The sequence below is a fragment of the Streptomyces similanensis genome (genome assembly GCF_039543625.1).
GTDB classification, from domain to species: Bacteria; Actinomycetota; Actinomycetes; order Streptomycetales; family Streptomycetaceae; genus Streptomyces; species Streptomyces similanensis.
In genome coordinates this window covers 109,555-128,951 of record NZ_BAABKC010000006.1, presented here as the reverse complement: position 1 = coordinate 128,951, position 19,397 = coordinate 109,555, and the positions used below count along the sequence as shown (strand labels likewise).

General features: G+C 73.4%; 19 protein-coding genes. 9 read left to right on the top strand and 10 right to left on the bottom strand.

Translation table 11 applies throughout. From position 1 onward, the window contains the following. Nucleotides 1-83 precede the first annotated feature (83 nt). Nucleotides 84-836 carry a hypothetical protein gene (locus ABEB07_RS02195; RefSeq protein WP_164588736.1) on the top strand — a complete coding sequence of 251 codons (753 nt, stop codon included), beginning with the start codon at nucleotides 84-86 and terminating at the stop codon, nucleotides 834-836. An 81-nt stretch (nucleotides 837-917) separates the two neighbouring features. On the opposite strand, the gene ABEB07_RS02190 is transcribed toward ABEB07_RS02195, so the two are convergent. Continuing rightward, nucleotides 918-1,430, bottom strand: a complete 513-nt coding sequence (locus tag ABEB07_RS02190) for a hypothetical protein (protein WP_345666744.1) — start codon at nucleotides 1,428-1,430, stop codon at nucleotides 918-920. A gap of 43 nt (nucleotides 1,431-1,473) precedes the next feature. Further along, entirely contained in the window at nucleotides 1,474-2,592 is a 1,119-nt protein-coding gene (locus ABEB07_RS02185; protein WP_345666743.1) for a magnesium and cobalt transport protein CorA, read from the bottom strand. A 557-nt stretch (nucleotides 2,593-3,149) separates the two neighbouring features. Between ABEB07_RS02185 and ABEB07_RS02180 the strand changes: the two genes are divergently transcribed. After that, entirely contained in the window at nucleotides 3,150-3,746 is a 597-nt protein-coding gene (locus ABEB07_RS02180) for a suppressor of fused domain protein (protein WP_345666742.1), read from the top strand. 52 nt (nucleotides 3,747-3,798) lie between these two features. Here the strand turns inward: ABEB07_RS02180 and ABEB07_RS02175 are convergent, their stop codons facing one another. Further along, the gene (locus tag ABEB07_RS02175) at nucleotides 3,799-5,028 is read right to left on the bottom strand and encodes an MFS transporter (protein ID WP_345666741.1); all 1,230 of its coding nucleotides are present in this window, start codon (nucleotides 5,026-5,028) and stop codon (nucleotides 3,799-3,801) included. Between the two features lie 202 nt (nucleotides 5,029-5,230). On the opposite strand from ABEB07_RS02175, the gene ABEB07_RS02170 reads away from it, so the two are divergent. From ABEB07_RS02170 to ABEB07_RS02160, 3 genes are all read left to right on the top strand, one after another. Continuing rightward, nucleotides 5,231-5,872, top strand: coding sequence for a DUF6758 family protein (locus ABEB07_RS02170; RefSeq protein ID WP_176150397.1), 642 nt, complete (start codon nucleotides 5,231-5,233; stop codon nucleotides 5,870-5,872). 168 nt (nucleotides 5,873-6,040) lie between these two features. After that, a complete protein-coding gene (locus tag ABEB07_RS02165) occupies nucleotides 6,041-6,898 on the top strand; it encodes a PHP domain-containing protein (RefSeq protein ID WP_345666740.1) in 858 nt (285 codons plus the stop codon). A gap of 77 nt (nucleotides 6,899-6,975) precedes the next feature. Next, nucleotides 6,976-7,581, top strand: a complete 606-nt coding sequence (locus tag ABEB07_RS02160; RefSeq protein ID WP_164588743.1) for a MarC family protein — start codon at nucleotides 6,976-6,978, stop codon at nucleotides 7,579-7,581. Nucleotides 7,582-7,668: 87 nt separating this feature from the next. Here the strand turns inward: ABEB07_RS02160 and ABEB07_RS02155 are convergent, their stop codons facing one another. Then, nucleotides 7,669-7,821 carry a hypothetical protein gene (locus tag ABEB07_RS02155; protein WP_019980331.1) on the bottom strand — a complete coding sequence of 51 codons (153 nt, stop codon included), beginning with the start codon at nucleotides 7,819-7,821 and terminating at the stop codon, nucleotides 7,669-7,671. A gap of 230 nt (nucleotides 7,822-8,051) precedes the next feature. Here ABEB07_RS02155 and ABEB07_RS02150 point away from each other — a divergent pair, with 230 nt between their 5' ends. Beyond that, the gene (locus ABEB07_RS02150) at nucleotides 8,052-8,960 is read left to right on the top strand and encodes an NYN domain-containing protein (RefSeq protein ID WP_239146829.1); all 909 of its coding nucleotides are present in this window, start codon (nucleotides 8,052-8,054) and stop codon (nucleotides 8,958-8,960) included. A gap of 31 nt (nucleotides 8,961-8,991) precedes the next feature. Here ABEB07_RS02150 and ABEB07_RS02145 read toward each other — a convergent pair whose 3' ends face one another. Beyond that, on the bottom strand, nucleotides 8,992-9,858 hold the full coding sequence (locus tag ABEB07_RS02145) for an alpha/beta fold hydrolase (RefSeq protein WP_176150399.1): 867 nt from the start codon (nucleotides 9,856-9,858) through the stop codon (nucleotides 8,992-8,994). A gap of 450 nt (nucleotides 9,859-10,308) precedes the next feature. After that, nucleotides 10,309-13,047 (bottom strand): DEAD/DEAH box helicase, encoded by a 2,739-nt coding sequence (locus ABEB07_RS02140; RefSeq protein WP_345666739.1) that lies wholly within the window; start codon nucleotides 13,045-13,047, stop codon nucleotides 10,309-10,311. A 504-nt stretch (nucleotides 13,048-13,551) separates the two neighbouring features. Here ABEB07_RS02140 and ABEB07_RS02135 point away from each other — a divergent pair. Next, a complete protein-coding gene (locus ABEB07_RS02135; RefSeq protein WP_176150401.1) occupies nucleotides 13,552-14,295 on the top strand; it encodes a ferritin-like domain-containing protein in 744 nt (247 codons plus the stop codon). A 62-nt stretch (nucleotides 14,296-14,357) separates the two neighbouring features. On the opposite strand, the gene ABEB07_RS02130 is transcribed toward ABEB07_RS02135, so the two are convergent. The 4 genes from ABEB07_RS02130 to ABEB07_RS02115 form a co-directional block, all read right to left on the bottom strand. After that, complete coding sequence (locus ABEB07_RS02130; RefSeq protein ID WP_176152113.1) at nucleotides 14,358-14,627, bottom strand: hypothetical protein; 270 nt, start codon at nucleotides 14,625-14,627, stop codon at nucleotides 14,358-14,360. A 228-nt stretch (nucleotides 14,628-14,855) separates the two neighbouring features. Next, nucleotides 14,856-15,083, bottom strand: coding sequence for a DUF3107 domain-containing protein (locus tag ABEB07_RS02125; protein ID WP_019980336.1), 228 nt, complete (start codon nucleotides 15,081-15,083; stop codon nucleotides 14,856-14,858). Between the two features lie 171 nt (nucleotides 15,084-15,254). Next, the gene (locus tag ABEB07_RS02120; RefSeq protein ID WP_176150402.1) at nucleotides 15,255-15,899 is read right to left on the bottom strand and encodes a TetR/AcrR family transcriptional regulator; all 645 of its coding nucleotides are present in this window, start codon (nucleotides 15,897-15,899) and stop codon (nucleotides 15,255-15,257) included. 297 nt (nucleotides 15,900-16,196) lie between these two features. After that, a complete protein-coding gene (locus ABEB07_RS02115; protein WP_164589892.1) occupies nucleotides 16,197-16,424 on the bottom strand; it encodes a hypothetical protein in 228 nt (75 codons plus the stop codon). 195 nt (nucleotides 16,425-16,619) lie between these two features. Between ABEB07_RS02115 and ABEB07_RS02110 the strand changes: the two genes are divergently transcribed. Together ABEB07_RS02110 and ABEB07_RS02105 are read left to right on the top strand one after the other, a co-directional pair. After that, nucleotides 16,620-17,711, top strand: a complete 1,092-nt coding sequence (locus ABEB07_RS02110) for an alpha/beta fold hydrolase (RefSeq protein ID WP_164589894.1) — start codon at nucleotides 16,620-16,622, stop codon at nucleotides 17,709-17,711. 8 nt (nucleotides 17,712-17,719) lie between these two features. After that, nucleotides 17,720-19,384 carry a DUF3152 domain-containing protein gene (locus ABEB07_RS02105; protein WP_345666738.1) on the top strand — a complete coding sequence of 555 codons (1,665 nt, stop codon included), beginning with the start codon at nucleotides 17,720-17,722 and terminating at the stop codon, nucleotides 19,382-19,384. Nucleotides 19,385-19,397: the final 13 nt, after the last annotated feature.

Below are 19,397 nucleotides of genomic sequence, written 5' to 3'. Positions count from 1 at the left end.
CGTCGGGCGCCGCCCTGGCATCCGCCCCGCGTCCTTTGGCCCGCCGCGCATCCGCCGCTCGCGTCTGAAAGGCAGCGCCACCTGTGACTGCGATTCCCCGGGGCCGTATCCGCCGGACCGTGCTGAGGGGCGCGCTGTGCGCCGTGTCCGTCGTCGCGGGCGCGGGGCTGACGGGGTGCTCCGGGGACGACCCGGACGCGGGCACCAACGGGGTCGGCAAGCTGCCGGCCGCGCAGATCCAGTCCAGGACGAGGGCGGCGGCGGACTCCGCCGGCGCCGTGCACGTGTCCGGCGACGTGGTCAGCAACGGCCGTACGTACCGGCTCGACATGCGGCTCAAGCCCGACGGCGGCACCGGCTCGGTCACCTCCCAGGGCGTCGCCTTCGGACTGCTGCGGGTCGGCGAGCAGCTCTACCTGAAGGCGGACGCCGCCTTCTGGAACCACGCTGACGACGCCGGCAAGGGCGACGGCGGGGCGGCCGGCAAGCTCGACGGCAAGTACGTGAAGGTGCCCCAGGGCGACCCCTCCTACCAGCGTTTCAGCGGCTTCACCGACAAGAAGGCGCTGCTGGACGGCCTGCTCACGCTGCACGGCACGCTGGCGACCGACGGCCGTCACGAGGCGTCCGGCGTCCGCACGATCCGCCTCACCGGCGCCGGCGGCACCGGCGGCACCCTCGACGTCTCCCTGGAGGGCAGCCCGTACCCGCTGCGCCTGCAGCGCGCCGGCGGCGCGGGAACGCTCGGCTTCTCGGAGTGGAACAAGGACTTTCCGCTGACCCAGCCGGCCAAGGACCAGACGGTCGACTACGGCAAGCAGCTGCCGACGTCCTGAGGGCGCGGCCGGGGCGGGCCGCGCGCCGGGGGGCGGCGGCCCCGGAAGGTCAGGTGCCGAGGGAACGGCGGCCCCGGAAGGTCACGTGCGGCGGCGCTTCTTCAGGAGCAGGCGGGGCAGGGCCGCCGGGGCCGGCCGGCGGGTGGTCGCCGGGGTGGGCAGCGGCGCCTCGGCCAGCGAACCGTCCGGCAGCGGCTCGCTCGCCCCGGCCGGCTCCAGCCGCAGCACCCGGCACTCACGGGCCCACCGCTCGGGCATGGCCTCGCCGTCGGGGGCGTTGAGCCGCTTGCCCTTCAGCTCGGCCACCGTCTCCCGCCACGCCTCCGACTCCGGCGCCAGCTCCACGACCCGGGCCGGCCAGGTGACCAGCCGGCCGCCCTTGTCCTTGCTGCGCACCGTCACCTCGGCCGCCGCCCCGTCGGTCAGGTGCGGCAGCGGCTGCTCGCCGGGACCGTCGCCGACCAGGCAGGCCGCGCCCTCGTGCCAGACGTGCCACAGGGCGCGGGCGGGCGTGCCGGGGCCCTTGACCCAGATCAGGCCGGACTTCTTCGTGGCCTCCTCGATGAGGGCCCGGTCGAGCAGCGCGCTTGTCATGGCAGAAGGGTAACGAGGCGCCGCGGGACGGAGCCCGGCCCGCTCACAGCCAGCCGTTGCGCTTGAGCGTGCGGTGGATGCCGAGGCAGATCACGACCGTGACGCTCATGATCACCGGGTAGCCGTACTTCCAGTGCAGCTCGGGCATGTGCTTGAAGTTCATGCCGTACACCCCGCACACCATCGTCGGCACGGCGATGATCGCGGCCCACGCGGTGATCTTGCGCATGTCCTCGTTCTGCGCCACGGACGCCTGGGCGAGGTTGGCCTGGAGGATGGAGTTGAGCAGTTCGTCGAAGCCGATGACCTGCTCCTGGACGCGGGCCAGGTGGTCGGCCACGTCACGGAAGTACTTCTGGATGTCCGGGTCGATCAGCCGCATCGGCCGCTCGCTCAGCAGCTGCATGGGCCGCAGCAGCGGCGACACCGCCCGCTTGAACTCCATGACCTCGCGCTTGAGCTGGTAGATCCGCCCGGCGTCAGTGCCGCGCGCGGTGCCGCCGCGGCCCGGCGAGAACACCTCCGTCTCCACGTCGTCCACGTCGTCCTGGAGGGCGTGCGCGACCGCGATGTAGCCGTCCACGACGTGGTCGGCGATGGTGTGCAGCACCGCCGAGGGGCCCTTGGCCAGCAGCTCGGGGTCCTCCTGGAGCCGGTGCCGCAGGGTGCGCAGGGAGCCCTGGCCGCCGTGCCGGACGGTGATGAAGAAGTCCCGGCCGGTGAAGCACATCACCTCGCCGGTCTCCACGACCTCGCTGGTCGCGGTGAGCCGGTCGTGGTCGACGTAGTGGATGGTCTTGAAGACCGTGAAGAGGGTGTCGTCGTAGCGCTCCAGCTTGGGCCGCTGGTGGGCCTGGACGGCGTCCTCGACGGCCAGCGGGTGCAGCCCGAACTCTCCGGCGATGCCGGCGAACTCCGCCTCGGTCGGCTCGTGCAGCCCGATCCACACGAAGCCGCCGTCGCGCCGCACCAGGCGCATCGCCTCCTGCGGGGTCAGCGGCGCGGGCGTCTCCAGGCGGGCGCCGTCGCGGTAGACGGCGCAGTCGACGACGGCGGACGGCGTCGCCGGGTCGCGGGTGGTGTCGTAGGTGCCGCCGTTGTCCTTGCGCTGCGCCGGGCGGGACGGACGGACGGCGGCGCGCAGGTCACGGATCATCGACATGGCGGGGCTCCTTCGTGAGGAGCGACGAAGAGGCGCCGGGCGCCGGTCGGAACTGCCCGGAATGAGGACGTCCTGCCAAGGGTCTTCCGCCCGTCGGGCAGAAGAAGGATGTTTCGCACGTCCACAAAGCGGGGAGCACCGCACCGTCGCGGTGGCGGGCTTCGTCACTGACTCGGATCAGACGAACCAGACGGATCAGCCGGACCGGACGATCCGACGGACGAGACGAAGTGCTCTTCCGTAGACGTGCGCGGCGGCACGAACGCGAGAGGTGGCGGGTCAGCCGGAGCCGGAACAGCTACATCAGCGGCGGGAAGAGCGGGTGCTACTGCACGGTCGACTTCGATCCATGCCAGCCCCACCTCCTCCGGCCGGTCCCTCGTGAGGGACGATCCATACCCTGTTTGAAGGGTGCCCCGTCAGGGGAGTTTCAACGGCGTCGGGACTCGATACGCGACGCTTCTGCGTGCTGCCCCGAACCGCCGGGTAAGACTATCAGTCAGCCGACGTGTCAAGGTGCCGCTTTGCCGGGTACTGACGAGTTCTATGCTCGCGGCATGGCAGATGTTCTTCCTCTGGTCGAGGCCCGGTTGCGCTCCGCGCTGGGCGATCCGGACGCGCGCGCGGCGGTCACCTTCCTCGGCACGGACCGCGTCGAGGTGCTGCGCTTCCGGGACTCCGACGCGGAGGGCGCCCTCGTCCGCTACGCCACGCTCGGCATGTCGGCCCAGCCCATGGCGGACCCCACGGCCGTGGTCGCCGACCCGGTCAAGGGGCCGCGCGCCGAGCTGGTCCTGTCGGTGCGGGCCGGCCTCGCCGACACCGACAAGGTGCTCCGCCCGCTCGCCGTGCTCGGTGCCTCCCCGCAGGTCGAGGGCGTGGTCGTGGCGCCGGGCGCCTCACTGGACGTGGGCGAGGCGCTGTGGCCCGGCGCGCCCTTCACCTCGGTCCTGGTGGCCGAACCGGGCGGCCTGGTGGCGGACCTGGAGCTGGACGAGCCCCTGGACCCCGTCCGCTTCCTGCCGCTGCTGCCGATGACCCCGAACGAGGCCGCCTGGAAGCGGGTGCACGGCGCCCAGGCCCTCCAGGAACGCTGGCTGAACCACGGCACGGACCTCAGGGACCCGTCGCGGACCTCGGTGCCCCTGGAGTGACGAACCCCTCCGGAGGACACCTGGCGAGTCAGTCGTCGGGACACCTGGCGGCTCACTTGGCGAAGACGGCGACCCCGTCCTCGGAGGCATGGCGGGGCCGCAACTCCTCGGCCTCGTGCGCGAGCGCGCCCCTGCGCACCAGGACGACGAGCGCGCCCACCAGCGCGGTCGCCCCCGCGACCACGAACGGCACGTGGATGTCGCTCCACTCCTCGATCTTCGGCGCGAGGTAGGGCGCGGCCGCGGCCGCGAACCACCGCACGAAGTTGTACCCGGCGCTCGCCACCGGCCGCGGCGCGTCGGAGACCCCGAGCGCCAGCTCCGTGTACACCGTGTTGTTCACGCCGATGAACGCCCCGGACAGGATCGTGCACACGATCGCGGTGGTGTGGTCGCCGTACCCCAGCACGACCACGTCGGCGGCCAGCAGCACCAGCGACCCGCCGAGCACCTTCAGCGACCCGAAGCGCTCCTGCATCCGCGGTGCGACGATCACCGAGAAGACGGCCAGCAGCACGCCCCAGGCGAAGAACACCGCGCCCGACTTGTAGGGCGTCATGTTCAGTACGAACGGGGTGAAGGCGAGCACGGTGAAGAACGTGTAGTTGTAGAAGAACGCGGAGGCGGCCGCGGAGGCCAGACCGCCGTGGCCGAGCGCCTTGATCGGGTCCAGCAGCGAGGTCCTGCGGGCCGGCTTCGGCTGCTCCTTCAGGAACACCGTGACGCACAGGAACCCGACGGCCATCAGGAACGCGGTGCCGAAGAACGGGTAGCGCCAGCTGGCGTCGCCGAGCAGCGCGCCCAGCAGCGGTCCGCAGGCCATGCCGAGGCCGAGCGCGGACTCGTAGAGCAGGATCGCCGCCGCGCTCCCGCCGGCCGCCGCGCCGACGATGACCGCGAGCGCGGTGGAGACGAACAGCGCGTTGCCCAGGCCCCAGCCGGCCCGGAAGCCGACCAGTTGGCCGACCGATCCCGAGGTGCCGGCCAGTCCCGCGAAGACCACGACGAGGGCGAGCCCGAGCAGCAGCGTCTTCTTGCCGCCGATGCGGCTGGAGACGAAGCCGGTCACCAGCATCGCGACGGCGGTGATCAGGAAGTAGGAGGTGAACAGCAAGGAGACCTGGCTCGCGGTGGCGTCCAGGCCCTTGGCGATGGAGGGGAGGATCGGGTCGACGAGCCCGATGCCCATGAAGGCGACGACGGACGCGCCGGCCGTCGCCCAGACTGCCTTCGGCTGCCGCAGGAGGCTGCCCGCCCCCGCGTCGAAGGGATCCGCGGCCATGCCTTCTCCAATCCCGGGACGGAGCCGAGCGGTCCCGGTGTGCTCTCGGTGAACCAGATGGTTGGTGTATGCACATAGTAAGTTAGCTCAGCTAATTAATGCAATATGCATCTACCTGGTCCTGGTGGGGGCGTGCGGAGCGCGCCGCCGGACGGGTGATCGTCCTTGACGTGACGCGGTCGGGGTAGGACCGTGGAGCCCTATGAGGGGCGAACCCAGTTGCCCGAAGTGCGGTGGCCGGGTCAGGGCTCCCGGACTCTTCAACGACTCCTGGCAGTGCGATGTCCACGGGACCGTGCACCCGGTGCAGCCCGTGATACCGCCCAGCGTCGAGGCCCTCGGCGTCGTCGTGCACCGCACCCAGGTGCCGGTGTGGATGCCGTGGCCACTGCCGGTCGGCTGGCTGTTCACGGGCGTGGCCAGCGCGGGCGACGACCGCAGCGGCGGTCGCGCCACCGCCGTGGCCTGCTCCGGACCCGGCCCGCTCGGCGGCATGGGCGAACTCATCCTGGTCGCCGAGGAACTCGGCGTCGGCCTCGGCGCGCGCTACGCCGGCATCGACGGCCCCGACCCCGGCCCCTGTCTGAACGTCGAGAAGCCGCCGGACGCCAAGGTCCTGGCCGGCGGCCGGCCGACCCCGCTGTGGCACGTCTCCGGCGCGCCCGTCGACCGCGCGGTCTTCGCGGGCGAGGCGCTCGGGCTGTGGCTGTGGGCGGTGGTCTGGCCCGAGCAGTCCGGCCTGCTGATGTACGACGAGCTGGTCCTCGCCGATCTGCGGGACGCGGGCGCGGAGGTCGACCTCGTGCCGTGCGGGGCGCTGTCGCCCCGGCTGCTGCGGCCGTGAGGTCGGCGGGAACCCCGTAGGGGATGTCCGGACGGCTCGGCTGTAGGGGATGTCCGGACGGCTCGGCTGTAGGGGGCGGCCGGGCGTCGCGGGTGTGACGGGCACGCTCGGGCGCCCGCTATCCTTTGGGTGTCCCCCTCCGTCCCGTCACCGCCTGGAGTCCGTGTCGTGCGCATCGATCTGCACACCCACTCCACCGCGTCCGACGGCACGGACAGCCCGGCCGAGCTGGTGCGCAACGCGGCGGCCGCCGGTCTGGACGTCGTGGCGCTGACCGACCACGACACCACCCGCGGCCACGCCGAGGCCGTCGCGGCGCTGCCCGCGGGGCTCACCCTCGTGACCGGCGCCGAACTCTCCTGCCGGGTCGACGGCGTCAGCATGCACATGCTGGCCTACCTCTTCGACCCCGAGGAGCCCGCCCTGCTCGCCGAGCGCGAACTGGTCCGCGACGACCGGGTGCCGCGCGCCAAGGGCATGATCGACAAGCTGAACGCGCTGGGCGTGCCCGTCACCTGGGAGCAGGTCGCACGCATCGCGGGCGACGGCTCGGTCGGCCGGCCGCACCTCGCCACCGCGCTGGTGGAACTCGGCGTGGTGCCGACCGTGAGCGACGCCTTCACCGACCAGTGGCTGGCCGACGGCGGCCGCGCCTACGTCGGCAAGCACGAGACGGACCCGTTCGAGGCGATCCGGCTGGTCAAGAACGCCGGCGGCGTCTGCGTCTTCGCCCACCCGGCCGCCGTCAAGCGCGGCCGTACGGTCCCCGAGTCCCGGATCGCCGACCTGGCCGCCGCCGGCCTCGACGGCATCGAGGTCGACCACATGGACCACGACCCCGACACCCGGGCGCGGCTGCGCGGCCTCGCCAAGGAGCTGGGCCTGCTCACCACCGGCTCCAGCGACTACCACGGCAGCCGCAAGACCGTCGCCCTCGGCGCGTTCACGACCGACCCCGAGGTGTACGGGGAGATCACGCGGCGGTCGACCGGGGCATTCCCCGTCCCGGGCGCCGGCGGGATCTGAACCCCGCCCCGCGCCCCCCGCCCACTCCCCGGTACGGGTCTGTTCCCGTGCTGCTTTCGCAAGGCTGTTCCGCACCCATGTTCGACGCTGCCGTCTTCGGCTCCCTCTTCCTCACCCTGTTCGTCATCATGGATCCCCCTGGGATCACCCCGATCTTCCTCGCGCTGACCGCCGGCCGCCCCGGCAAGGTGCAGAAGCGGATGGCCTTCCAGGCCGTCTGCGTGGCCGGCGGCGTCATCGCCGTGTTCGGCGTGCTCGGCCACCAGATCCTCGACTACCTGCACGTGTCGGTGCCGGCGCTGATGATCGCCGGCGGACTGCTCCTGCTGCTGATCGCCCTGGACCTGCTCACCGGCAAGACCGACGAGCCCAAGGCGACCAAGGACGTCAACGTCGCCCTGGTCCCGCTCGGCATGCCGCTGCTCGCCGGCCCCGGCGCGATCGTCTCCGTCATCCTCGCCGTGCAGAAGGCCGACAGCGTGGCCTCCCAGGTCTCGGTGTGGTCGGCGATCCTCGCCATCCACGTGGTGCTGTGGCTGGTGATGCGCTACTCGCTGCTGATCATCCGGGTCATCAAGGACGGCGGCGTGGTCCTGGTGACGCGGCTGGCGGGCATGATGCTCTCCGCGATCGCCGTCCAGCAGATCATCAACGGGATCACCCAGGTGGTCCGCGGCGGCTGAGCCCGCCGGACGCCCGGAGCGCGCACGAAGCCCCCGTACGGCAGCTCGCCGTACGGGGGCTTCGTGGTGTCGAAAGCGGGCCCGCTGTTATGAGGCCGGGGTGTCGGCCGGGCGGATCCAGAGTCGCTGGCCGATCGCGGCGGCCTGCTGAACGATCCGATTGACGGAGGCGGCGTCCACGACGGTGGTGTCCACGGTGGTCCCGTCGACCTCGTCGAGTCGCATGATCTCGAAGCGCATGGGGCTTCTCCCTTCGTCTGGTCATCCTCCTGCGGAGAATTACTTGGGTGAGGGCGGCGTACGGGGCATCGGTGCCCGTGCTCTGTACCTATCTAACGGGCCGCACGTTACAAACATTCCCTTGGCTAAATAAATTTTTCGAACGCCTAATTACCGACCAGTACGTCTGGTTTCGTCGACCGTTCGGGACCGGTTGTGTTCGCACGGTGACCACCGGGAGAATGGAAGGGATGAACGAGGCCATGAACCAGGACCCCGCGGCGCTGGCCGCCCGCATCGACCGCACCAACGAGCTGCTGGAACGCATGCTCGCCGAGGTGGCCAAGACCCCCTCGACGCACGCGATCTTCGTCGATGCCGGGTACCTCTACGCCGCCGCGGGCCGGCTGGTGGCCGGGACCGAGGACCGCCGCGCCTTCGACCTGGACGCCGAGGGGCTGATCGACGCGCTCATCGACCGCGCCCGCAACGTCTTCGCCGACAGCCGGCTGCTGCGCGTCTACTGGTACGACGGCGCCCGGCGCCGTATCCACACCGCCGAGCAGCAGACCATCGCCGAGCTGCCCGACGTCAAGGTCCGCCTCGGCAACCTCAACGCCAACAACCAGCAGAAGGGCGTCGACTCCCTCATCCGCTCGGACCTGGAGTCCCTGGCCCGGCACCGCGCCATCAGCGACGCCGCGCTGCTCGGCGGCGACGAGGACCTGGTCTCCGCCGTCGAGGCCGCCCAGGGCTACGGCGCCCGGGTCCACCTGTGGGGCATCGAGGCCCCCGAGGGCCGCAACCAGGCCGAGCCGCTGCTGTGGGAGGTCGACAGCCAGCGCACCCTCGACCTCGAGTTCTTCAAGCCCTACGTCTCCCGGCGCACCGCGGTCGCCTACGACCCGACGGGCACGGACCGGCCCACCCGCGAGGACGTCCGCTTCGTCGGCGCGCAGATCGCCGCGAAGTGGCTCGCCGAGCGCGGCCGCGACACCCTGGTCGAACTCCTCCCCGGCCACCCCTACCTGCCCGGCTCCGTCGACCAGGACCTCCTGGTGGAGGCCGAGGGCCTGCTGCGGTACTCGCTGCGCGGCCAGGCCGACCTGCGGCGCGCCCTGCGCGACGGCTTCTGGGACCACCTCCAGGCGCAGTACTAGCGCTGCTCGGCCGGTGGCCGTCGGGCGACGGTCAGCTGCCGTCCCAGAAGTCGGCCAGCGCGCGGGCGGTGGGCAGCGGGCGGTCGCAGTTGGGGGAGTGCTCGGCGCCCTCCACCACGGTGCGCCGGGCGCCGAGCCGCCGGGCCATGTCGTCCAGGAGCGGCACCGGCCAGGTGTCGTCCCGCGCGCCCGACAGCACGTGGCACGGCAGCCCGATCGCCGCGAGTTCGGCGACGCGGTCCGGCTCGGTGCACAACTGGCGCCCGGTGGCGAGGAGTTGGGCGGGGCTGCCGGCGAGCCAGCGGCGGCGCAGGTCCGCCCGGTCGTCCAGCCCGGCGTCCAGTCCCGCGTCGGTCTCCTCGGGCGGTTCCATCGCCTGGATGGCCTCCCACACCTCGCCCATCGTCAGCACCCCGAGCGCGTCCCGCAGCAGCTTCACGCGCTGCTGCTGCGGTTCGGAGATCTGGGCGGGTCCGGAGGACATGAGCGTGAGCGAGCGGAACGCGGAGGGGTCCAGCAGCGCGGCCGCGCGAGCGATCTGCCCGCCGAGCGAGTGCCCGACCAGATGCGGTGCCGTGCCGAGCGCCTCGGCCTGGGCGAGGACGTCCCGCGCCAACTCCTCCTGCGCGTAGGCCGATACGTCGTCCACCGGTCCGGCCGACTCGAACTGACCGCGCCCGTCCACGGCCACGGTCCGGTAGCCGCGCGCCGCCAGCGGCTCGTGCAGCGGGTTGAAGTCCTCCTTGCTGCCGGTGAACCCGGGCAGCAGCAGCGCGACGCCCCGGGGCTCGACACCGACGGCCACGGGCGCGTCGACGACGGCGAACTCCCCACGAACGGTACGCAGCCGGTACGCCCGGGCACCGGGCGGCGGAACAAAGGTAGGAGGCCTGCTCATGCGCCGAGGCTACCGGCCCGGCACCTGCCTGGGCAGCGACCCGGCGCCCACCCGGCAGCGACCCGGGACCTGCCCGGCAGCGACCCAGGACCCGCCTGGGCAGCGGCCCGGCGTCCAGGTGGGCAGCGCCGCCTTCGCGGTTCGGGAGACGCCCTGGGTGAGGGGTCCGGATGCGTCGACCGCCCGGCTCCGCGTGGGCGGGGCTGGGCCGTCGGTTTGTGTGGGCGTCGCTGTTGCGGGTGCTGGGCTGGCCTGCGTGGCGGAGGCTGCCGGCCCGGCGCGCAGGCGGGCTGCGACCTGACACCCCGGCCCGGCGCCCGCGCGGGCAGCGTTCCCGTCGCGGTTCGGGGGCCGCCCGGGTGAGGTGGTCCGGGTATGCCGGCGGCCCGGCTCCACGGGGGTGGGGCCGGGCCGTCGGTTTGTGCGGGTGCCGCTGTCGCGGGTGCCGGGTCAGGCTTCCGCTGCGGCCGTCTTGCGGGTGCGGCGCGTGGCGGGCTTCGCCTCGGTCGCCTCGGTCGTGTCGGCCTCCGCCGTCTCGGCGGCCTTGCGGGTGCGGCGGCGCGGCTTGGCCTCCGGCTCGCCGGTGGCCTGCGCCGGGATCCCCGCGGCGACGGCCTCGGGGACCGCCTTGCGGGTCCGCCGACGCGGAGTCGCCTCGGCGGCCTCGACCGTGTCCGCCACCGCTTCGGGCGCGGTGGCCGTCTTGCGGGTGCGGCGTGCGGCGGGCTTGGCCTCGGTCGCTTCGGCGGTGTCGGCTTCTGCCGTCGGTGCGGCTTCGGCGGCCTTCTTGCGGGTGCGCTTCGGCTTGGCCTCGGTCTCCTCGGCGGGGGCCGGGGCGGTGGCCGCGGTCTTGCGGGTGCGCTTGGGCTTGGCCTCGGCTTCGGTGCCTTCGGCGGTCGCCACGGCGCTCTCGGCGGCGGCCGCGGCCGTCTTCCGGGTGCGCTTCGGCTTCGCCTCGGCGGCCTCCGGGGCCTCCACCGCGGCGGCCGTCTTGCGCGTACGGCGCGGCTTGGCCTCGGTGGCCTCGGCCGTGTCCGCCACCGCTTCGGGCGTTGCGGCCGTCTTGCGGGTGCGGCGCGTGGCGGGCTTGGCCTCGGTCGCTTCGGCGGTGTCGGCTTCTGCCGTCGGTGCGGCTTCGGCGGCCTTCTTGCGGGTGCGCTTGGGCTTGGCCTCGGCTTCGGTGCCTTCGGCGGTCGCCACGGCGCTCTCGGCGGCGGCCGCGGCCGTCTTCCGGGTGCGCTTCGGCTTGGCCGGGGCGTCCTCCACCGTCTCCGCCGGGGCGGCCTCCGCCGTCTTGACGGCTTCGGCGGCCTTGCGGGTGCGGCGGCGCGGCGCGGTCTCGGCGACGGTGTCCGCCACCGCCTCGGCGGCCTCGGCGGCCACGGCGGCCTTCCGGGTACGGCGCGGCTTCGCCTCGGCGGCCTCGGCCGCCTCCACCGCCGCCTCGGCGGCCGGGGCCGCCTTCTTGCGGGTGCGGCGCGGGGCCGGCGCGGCCTCCACGGCCTCGGGCTCGGCGGTCACCGTCGCGGTCACCGTCTCCTGCTCGATCGGCGCCGTCGCCGTGTCCTCCGCGGACCTGCGGGTCCGGCGGCGGCGCGGCTTCGCCGGCGTCTCGACCGCGTCGGCGGCCGGAGCCGTGGCGACCACGGCCTCCACCGGCGCGGTGTTCTCCACGGCCGCGACGGCCTGCGCCGCCGGCTCGCTCACCGTGGTCGCCGCGGTGGCGGCCACCGGCTGCTGGGCCGGGGCGCCGCCACGCGTGCGCCGGCGACGGCGCGGGGTGCGGGTGGCGGGAGCGGCGTCCGCGGCCGGCGACTCGGACCGCGCAGCCGCGGTGTCCGGGGTCGCCGCGGGGGAGTCGACCAGCGAGCCGCCGCGCGTGCGCTGACGGCGGCGCGGGGTCCGCGACGAGCGCTCGCGCTCGCCGGAGCGCGCCTCGTCCCGGCCGCCGCGGCCACCGCGGTCACGGTCGTTCCGACCGCGCGCACCGCGTCCACCGGTCTCGCCGAGGTCTTCGAGCACCTCCGCGTCCAGCCCGGCGCGGGTGCGCTCCGAGCGCGGCAGGATGCCCTTGGTGCCCGCGGGGATGCCCAGGTCGGAGAAGAAGTGCGGCGAGGTGGAGTACGTCTCCGGCGGGTCGCTGAAGCCCAGGTCCAGCGCCTTGTTGATCAGCTGCCAGCGCGGGATGTCGTCCCAGTCGACGAGGGTGATCGCCGTGCCCTTGGCGCCCGCGCGGCCGGTGCGGCCGATGCGGTGCAGGTACGTCTTCTCCTCTTCCGGGGACTGGTAGTTGATGACGTGCGTGACGCCCTCGACGTCGATGCCGCGGGCGGCGACGTCGGTGCAGACGAGCACGTCCACCTTGCCGTTGCGGAAGGCGCGCAGCGCCTGCTCGCGGGCGCCCTGGCCCAGGTCGCCGTGGACCGCGCCGGAGGCGAACCCGCGCTGCTTGAGCTGGTCGGCGAGATCGGCCGCCGTGCGCTTGGTGCGACAGAAGATCATCACCAGCCCGCGGCCGTCGGCCTGGAGGACGCGCGCGACCATCTCGGGCTTGTCCATGTTGTGCGCGCGGTAGACGAACTGCGTGGTGTTCGCGACCGTCGCGCCCTCGTCGTCCGGCGCGGTGGCGCGGATGTGCGTGGGCTGCGACATGTAGCGGCGGGCCAGACCGATGACCGCGCCCGGCATGGTGGCCGAGAACAGCATCGTCTGCCGCTTGACCGGCAGCATGCCGATGATCTTCTCGACGTCGGGCAGGAAGCCTAGGTCGAGCATCTCGTCGGCCTCGTCCAGGACGAGCGCCTTGACGTGCTTCAGGTTCAGCTTCTTCTGGCCGGCCAGGTCGAGCAGTCGGCCGGGGGTGCCGACGACGACGTCGACGCCGTTCTTCAGGGCCTCGACCTGGGGCTCGTAGGCCCGCCCGCCGTAGATCGCGACGACCCGCACGTTGCGCACCTTGCCGGCGGTCAGCAGGTCGTTGGTGACCTGCGTGCACAGCTCGCGCGTGGGGACGACGACCAGCGCCTGCGGGGCGTCGGTGAGGGCCTCCGGCTTGGCGCGGCCGGCCTCGACGTCGGCGGGGACGGTCACGCGCTCCAGGAGCGGAAGGCCGAAGCCGAGCGTCTTTCCGGTGCCGGTCTTGGCCTGGCCGATGACGTCCGTGCCCGTGAGGGCCACGGGCAGCGTCATCTCCTGGATGGGGAAGGGGGTGGTGATGCCGACGGCTTCCAGCGCCTCGGCGGTCTCGGGAAGGATGCCGAGTTCTCGGAACGTGGTAGTCAGGGTGCTGCCTCTTCTGTGTGTGTGCGGCGCGAGGCGAGCGCGGGGGTCGTGTCGTCTGACCGTGCCGGGGACGTCGGCCGCCTCGGGGGGCGGCTCGATGGCACAGGACCACAGCCGACGCTCTAGCGCTCGTACCGCTGAGGGTGTCCCTCCGATCGTCGTACGCACAGTGCCGTACGGTCAGGGAGGGCTGTCGGGTCGGAGCCGATCGGGCCACCGACCGGGCATCCTCATGCGTGCGCCCTGTCGGCATACGTCCGAACGCAGCGGATGCATCGGCGTACTCGGCGGGCGCATTACCACCATACCCCGGAATGCCGCACACGCGATGGCCGAATTGGTCACGTAGTCGTCGTCACACTCGCTGACCAGGTCCTTCCGAGGCGCGGCGAGCGGGCTATTGTGCGCTTCATGACGAGCTCCGACAAGCCCGACCACGTCTCCGACTCTCCCGCGCGCACCGGGATCGCCGCCCAGGACTGGGCGACGGCCGCCGCCGACCCGCAGTACCGCGCCGCGGTCGTGGACCTGCTCGGCGCCCTCGCCTACGGCGAACTGGCGGCGTTCGAGCGGCTCGCCGAGGACGCCAAGCTGGCGCCCACCCTGGCGGACAAGGCCGAGCTGGCGAAGATGGCGTCGGCGGAGTTCCACCACTTCGAGCGGCTGCGCGACCGGCTCACCGAGATCGGCGCGGAGCCGACCGAGGCGATGGACCCGTTCGTGGCCGCCCTCGACGGCTTCCACCGGCAGACGGCGCCCTCGGACTGGCTGGAGGGCCTGGTCAAGGCGTACGTCGGCGACTCGATCGCCAGCGACTTCTACCGGGAGGTCGCCGCCCGCCTCGACTCCGACACCCGTGAGCTGGTGCTGGCCGTCCTGGACGACACCGGGCACGCCGGTTTCGCGGTGGAGAAGGTGCGCGCGGCGATCGACGCGGACCCGCGCCTCGGCGGCCGGCTCGCGCTGTGGGCGCGGCGGCTGATGGGCGAGGCCCTGTCGCAGTCCCAGCGGGTGGTGGCCGACCGGGACGCGCTGTCCACGATGCTGGTCGGCGGGGTCGCCGACGGCTTCGACCTCGCCGAGGTCGGCAGGATGTTCTCCCGGATCACCGAGGCCCACACCAAGCGCATGTCCGCCCTGGGACTGGCCGCCTGAGCCCGGCTCCCGCGCGGCCGCCCTCCGCGGTCAGGCGAGGCGCCGGCGCCGTCGGCGGCGGATCACGCCGTCGCCGATCGTCGGCGCATCCTCCTCGCGGGGCGCAGCAGCAGGGAGAGCGAGGCGGCCGAGACGACCACCGCGCCGAGCAGGCTCGGCAGGACGGAGGCGGAGCCCAGCGCGCTGTGGGTGACGAAGTCGCCGAACAGGGCGCCCGCGACGCCGGTCGACAGCACCAGCGGCCGGGACGGCAGCCGGTGCGCCAGGCGGTGGAACGCCGCCAGGCCGAACAGCAGGCCCAGCACGGCGGAGCCGAGCGCCTCGAAGAACAACACGGTTCCCTCCCACACGGTCGGCCGGTGCTGACGGTCATATGCCGTCATACCCCTGACCTGCGGAACACAACCCTCCCCTATGGGCTGTTTGTGCGTTTCCCGTGAGCCGGCCGCGCACCGGGCGCCCGCTCGGAGAGAACCAGAGAGAACCAGCGAACCCGAGAGAACAGGGGAGGGGCCCGGCGGCAACCGCCGGGCCCCTCCCCTGTTCTTCCGCCTTAGCGCCTACAGCGCGCCGAAGCCCACCTTGCGCGGGGCCGGCTCGCCGAGCTCGACGTACGCGAGACGCTCGGCCGGGACCAGCACCTTGCGGCCGTGCTCGTCCACGAGGGACAGCAGCTGCGACTTGCCGGCCAGCGCCTCGGCCACCGCCCGCTCGACCTCCTCGGCGCTCTGACCGCTCTCCAGAACGATCTCGCGGGGCGCGTGCTGCACGCCGATCTTGACCTCCACGGCTATGTCCCTCCGACGGTCAGTGAAGTGCGCGACCTTCCGCGCCGTACCCAGCACACATTAGCCCGGTGAGGGGACGAACACGCTCCGCCGGGGCACGCCAGGAGCGAACAGCGCGCGGGAGAACGGCCGGAACCGGCCGTCGGCGCCCCGCCGTGCGGACGGCGGCGCTCAGTGCTGCTGGTCGCTGCCGTGCATCGGGAAGCCCGCGATGCCGCGCCACGCCAGCGACGTCAGCAACTGCACCGCCTGGTCCCGGGGGACGCTGCGGTCGCTGTGCAGCCAGGAGCGGGCGACGACCTGGGCGAGCCCGCCGAGACCGGAGGCGAGCAGCATCGACTCCGCGCGGGAGAGCCCGGTGTCCTCGGCGATGACCTCGCAGATCGCCTCGGCGCACTCGTTGGTGACCTTGTCGACGCGCTCGCGCACCAGGGGCTCGTTCGTCAGGTCCGACTCGAACACCAGCCGGAAGGCGCCGCCGTCGTCCTCGACGTACGCGAAGTAGGCGTCCATCGTGGCCCGGACGCGCTGCTTGTTGTCGGTGGTCGACGCGAGTGCGCTGCGCACGGACTGGATGAGCGACTCGCAGTGCTGGTCCAGCAGCGCGAGATAGAGGTCGAGCTTGCCGGGAAAGTGCTGGTAGAGCACCGGCTTGCTGACGCCGGCGCGCTCGGCGATGTCGTCCATCGCGGCCGAGTGGTAGCCCTGCGCCACGAAGACTTCCTGGGCGGCGCCCAGCAGCTGGTTCCGCCGGGCACGGCGCGGCAGGCGCGTGCCTCGCGGGCGTGCCGCCTCTGTCTGCTCGATGGCTGTCACGCCGCCTCCCGAAGTCGTCCCTTGTGCGGTGTGCGCCGCGCCGCCATCGTACTTTTCGGTAACCGTACTGTGCGCGGTGCGAGCACGAAATTTCACGGACCGGACGGTTCCGAAACGGCGCAGAACGTTTCACATGGTTCCAGGCCGGGCGCGGCCGCATCCCCGTCCAGCCGCCCGTCGAGCCGCCCGTCCGGCCGTGGGCCGCCCGCGCCGCCGCACGGCGGGGGCGGGCCGCCGGTGCGCGGGGCACCGGCGGACGCCCGCGTCACCGGCGGCCGCTCCCGGCCGCCCGGAGCCTCACCGGTAGTCGTCCTCGTCGAGGGAGACCACCCGGGCCTGCTCGATGAGGTCGCCCTCGCTCCCGCGGGCCGGGTCCACCTCCGTCAGCGAGTCGTCCTCCTCCGGCGCGACGTCGGTCTTCTGTTCGGCGGCGTCGCCCTCCGGTGCCTCGACGTCGATCTCGGTGCCGTTCTCGGCGGCGGTCTCGTCCTCGAACGTGTCGGGATCGGTCGGGTCGAATGCCATTGCTGGGCTCCCTTCTGGTGGACGTCCCCGCGAGAAGCGGGGGCTGTGCGGGTGCCCTCTGTACGAGCGTAGGAGACACCCGATCCGGACGCCATGCCGTGCGGGGCCCGAAGAGGGGCCCTCGGCGGCGATGCAGAGCCTCTTTGTGACGGCGAACACATGAACCACTACGTGATCGTCTCGTAACATTGCCGCATGTCCTCGACCGAGCTGCCTCCCGTGCCGCCCGCCAACGTTCTTCCCCGGGTGGCGCCCGTCGCGGTCGAGGAGGGCGAACGGCTGCGTTCGGTCGAACTGCCGGGCATCACCCTCACGGTGCGCTCCCGGCCCCCCGCCCGCGAGGACCTGCCGCCCGCGCTCTACGTCCACGGACTCGGCGGCTCCTCGCAGAACTGGTCGGCGCTGATGGCCCTGCTGGACGACACCGTCGACGGCGAGGCGCTCGACCTGCCGGGCTTCGGCGACTCCCCGCCGCCGGACGACGGCAATTACTCGGTCACGGCGCACGCGCGCGCGGTGATCCGCCTCCTCGACGCCTCCGGCCGCGGACCGGTCCACCTCTTCGGCAACTCGCTGGGCGGCGCCGTCTCCACGCGCGTCGCCGCGCTCCGCCCCGACCTCGTGCGCACGCTCACCCTGGTCTCGCCCGCGCTGCCCGAACTGCGCGTGCAGCGCTCAGCCGTGCCGACCGGGCTGCTCGCCCTGCCGGGCGTGGCCGCGCTGTTCACCCGGCTCACCAGGGAGTGGACGGCCGAGCAGCGGGTCCGCGGCGTCATGGCCCTGTGCTACGGCGACCCCGATCGGGTGACGCCCGAGGGCTTCCGCACCGCGGTGAGCGAGATGGAACGGCGCTTGCGGCTGCCGTACTTCTGGGACGCGATGGCACGCTCGGCGCGCGGGATCGTGGACGCGTACACACTGGGCGGCCAGCACGGGCTGTGGCGCCAGGCCGAGCGGGTGCTCGCGCCGACGCTGCTGGTCTACGGCGGCCGGGACCAGCTCGTGGGCTACCGCATGGCGCGGCGGGCGGCGCGGGCGTTCCGCGACTCCCGGCTGCTCACCCTGCCGGACGCGGGCCACGTGGCGATGATGGAGTACCCCGAGACGGTCGCGACCGCGTTCCGCGAACTGCTGACGGACACCGGGCAGCGGAGGGAACCGGCACGGCGCGGTCCGTCATCTGGTAAGCCGGGGGAATCGACGGAGCCCGGGGCGGAAGCCGCCGGACAGGGACATGAGGCAACCGATGCGGGGACTACCGGCATGAGCACGGGTATGGGGGGCTGAGGGGCCAGGTGGGACGGCACAGCCGCCGCGGACCCGCCCCCAAGGGCGACAGCGCGCAGACGACCGCAGGACGGGACGGACAGGACGGGCAGGGCGGCCGAGAGGGCCGGGACGGCCGGGATGTCCCGGGGGGCCGCAGCGACCAGGAGGGCCGGGAGGGCTCCGAAGGCCGGGACGGCCAAGAACGGCGAGGCCGCTGGAGCCGCCGAGAGGGCCGGGGGAGTCAGGACGGCGCCGAGGCGCCGGGTGCGGGCACCGCGGCGCGAGGCGTCCCGGACGGCACGCCGGCCCGGGGTGTCCCGCGCTTCCCGGGCGGCGGCGCCACGCCCGCCGGCGGTGCCCCGCGCCTTCCCGACGGCACGCCTGCCCACGGTTTTCCCCGTCTCCCCGACGGCACGCCCGCCCACGGCGTCCCGCGGGTGTCCGACGGCACGCCCGAGCGGGGAGTTCCGCAGGCTCGTGGGGTGTCCGACGGCACGCCCGCGCGGGGGGTGCCGCAGGCGCGTGGGGGGCATCCTGAGCAGCGGGAAGCCGGGGGCGGCTGGGGGCGGCTGGGCTCCCGGAGCGAGGACGCGGACGGCGGCGGGCGCGGTCGGCGCGGCTCCGCCGGCGGCGTCGGCACGGCCCCGTCCGCCGGCCCCGGTCTGCCCATCCCGAGGCAGCGGCAGGCGCCTCCGGGCGGCCCCCGGCAGGACTACCTCGACGCCTTCGACGAGGAGGACGACGTCTTCGCCCCCCGACCCGCCGGCGCCCCGCGGCGCCCGGCCGAGCCCGCCCCCACCGCCTCCGCCGTCCCGCCCGCCCGGAACGGCGGCGACCGCACCGCGGAGGGCGCCGCCGTTCCGGGCGCCGGCGACCCCGCCCGCGGCAAGGGCGTCGCCAAGGGCCGGACGTTCACCGGCATCGCGGCCGCCGCGGTCACCACCGTGCTCGCCGTCGTCGTCGCCGGACAGGTCACCGACGGCCACCCGGGCGCCGGGACGCCCGCGGCCTCGGGCGGTGCCGGCGACGCGCACGCCGCCGCGGCCCCGGACGGCAAGGCGCGCCCGGCGCCGTCCCCGCGCGCGGTGACGCTGACGTACGCCGAGAAGATGGACACCAAGTACCCGCTCAGTCCGGCGCTGAAGGGCTCGGGGAAGTTCGAGGCGGTGCCGGGCTTCGCCAAGGCGCCCGGCGGGGGACGCAAGTACACCTACCGCGTCGACGTCGAGCAGGGCCTCGGGCTGGACGGCGCGCTCTTCGCCGACGCCGTGCAGAAGACCCTCAACGACCGCCGCAGCTGGGCCCACGGCGGCGCCCGCACCTTCGAGCGGATCTCCTCCGGTGAGCCCGACTTCGTGATCACCCTGGCCAGTCCCGGAACCACCGCCGTCTGGTGCGCCAAGTCCGGACTGGACACCACCGAGGACAACGTCTCCTGCGACTCGGCCGCCACCGAGCGCGTGATGATCAACGCCTATCGATGGGCCCAGGGCTCCAAGACCTACGGCGACGCGATGTACGCCTACCGGCAGATGCTGATCAACCACGAGGTCGGCCACCGGCTCGGCCACGGCCATGTCAGCTGTCAGAAGAACGGCGCCCTGGCGCCCGTCATGCAGCAGCAGACGAAGTTCCTCGACCACGACGGAATCCACTGCCTGCCCAACCCCTGGCCCTATCCCGCGAGTTGACCGTCAACGTGTG

What these genes read in the sequence shown, in the direction of transcription:
- ABEB07_RS02190 (WP_345666744.1), bottom strand. Translation starts at nt 1,430, where the DNA reads ATGACAAGCGCGCTGCTCGACCGGGCCCTCATCGAGGAGGCCACGAAG.
- ABEB07_RS02185 (WP_345666743.1), bottom strand. Translation starts at nt 2,592, where the DNA reads ATGTCGATGATCCGTGACCTGCGCGCCGCCGTCCGTCCGTCCCGCCCG.
- ABEB07_RS02180 (WP_345666742.1), top strand. Translation starts at nt 3,150, where the DNA reads ATGGCAGATGTTCTTCCTCTGGTCGAGGCCCGGTTGCGCTCCGCGCTG.
- ABEB07_RS02175 (WP_345666741.1), bottom strand. Translation starts at nt 5,028, where the DNA reads ATGGCCGCGGATCCCTTCGACGCGGGGGCGGGCAGCCTCCTGCGGCAG.
- ABEB07_RS02170 (WP_176150397.1), top strand. Translation starts at nt 5,231, where the DNA reads ATGAGGGGCGAACCCAGTTGCCCGAAGTGCGGTGGCCGGGTCAGGGCT.
- ABEB07_RS02160 (WP_164588743.1), top strand. Translation starts at nt 6,976, where the DNA reads ATGTTCGACGCTGCCGTCTTCGGCTCCCTCTTCCTCACCCTGTTCGTC.
- ABEB07_RS02155 (WP_019980331.1), bottom strand. Translation starts at nt 7,821, where the DNA reads ATGCGCTTCGAGATCATGCGACTCGACGAGGTCGACGGGACCACCGTG.
- ABEB07_RS02150 (WP_239146829.1), top strand. Translation starts at nt 8,052, where the DNA reads ATGAACGAGGCCATGAACCAGGACCCCGCGGCGCTGGCCGCCCGCATC.
- ABEB07_RS02145 (WP_176150399.1), bottom strand. Translation starts at nt 9,858, where the DNA reads ATGAGCAGGCCTCCTACCTTTGTTCCGCCGCCCGGTGCCCGGGCGTAC.
- ABEB07_RS02140 (WP_345666739.1), bottom strand. Translation starts at nt 13,047, where the DNA reads ATGACGCTGCCCGTGGCCCTCACGGGCACGGACGTCATCGGCCAGGCC.
- ABEB07_RS02135 (WP_176150401.1), top strand. Translation starts at nt 13,552, where the DNA reads ATGACGAGCTCCGACAAGCCCGACCACGTCTCCGACTCTCCCGCGCGC.
- ABEB07_RS02115 (WP_164589892.1), bottom strand. Translation starts at nt 16,424, where the DNA reads ATGGCATTCGACCCGACCGATCCCGACACGTTCGAGGACGAGACCGCC.
- ABEB07_RS02110 (WP_164589894.1), top strand. Translation starts at nt 16,620, where the DNA reads ATGTCCTCGACCGAGCTGCCTCCCGTGCCGCCCGCCAACGTTCTTCCC.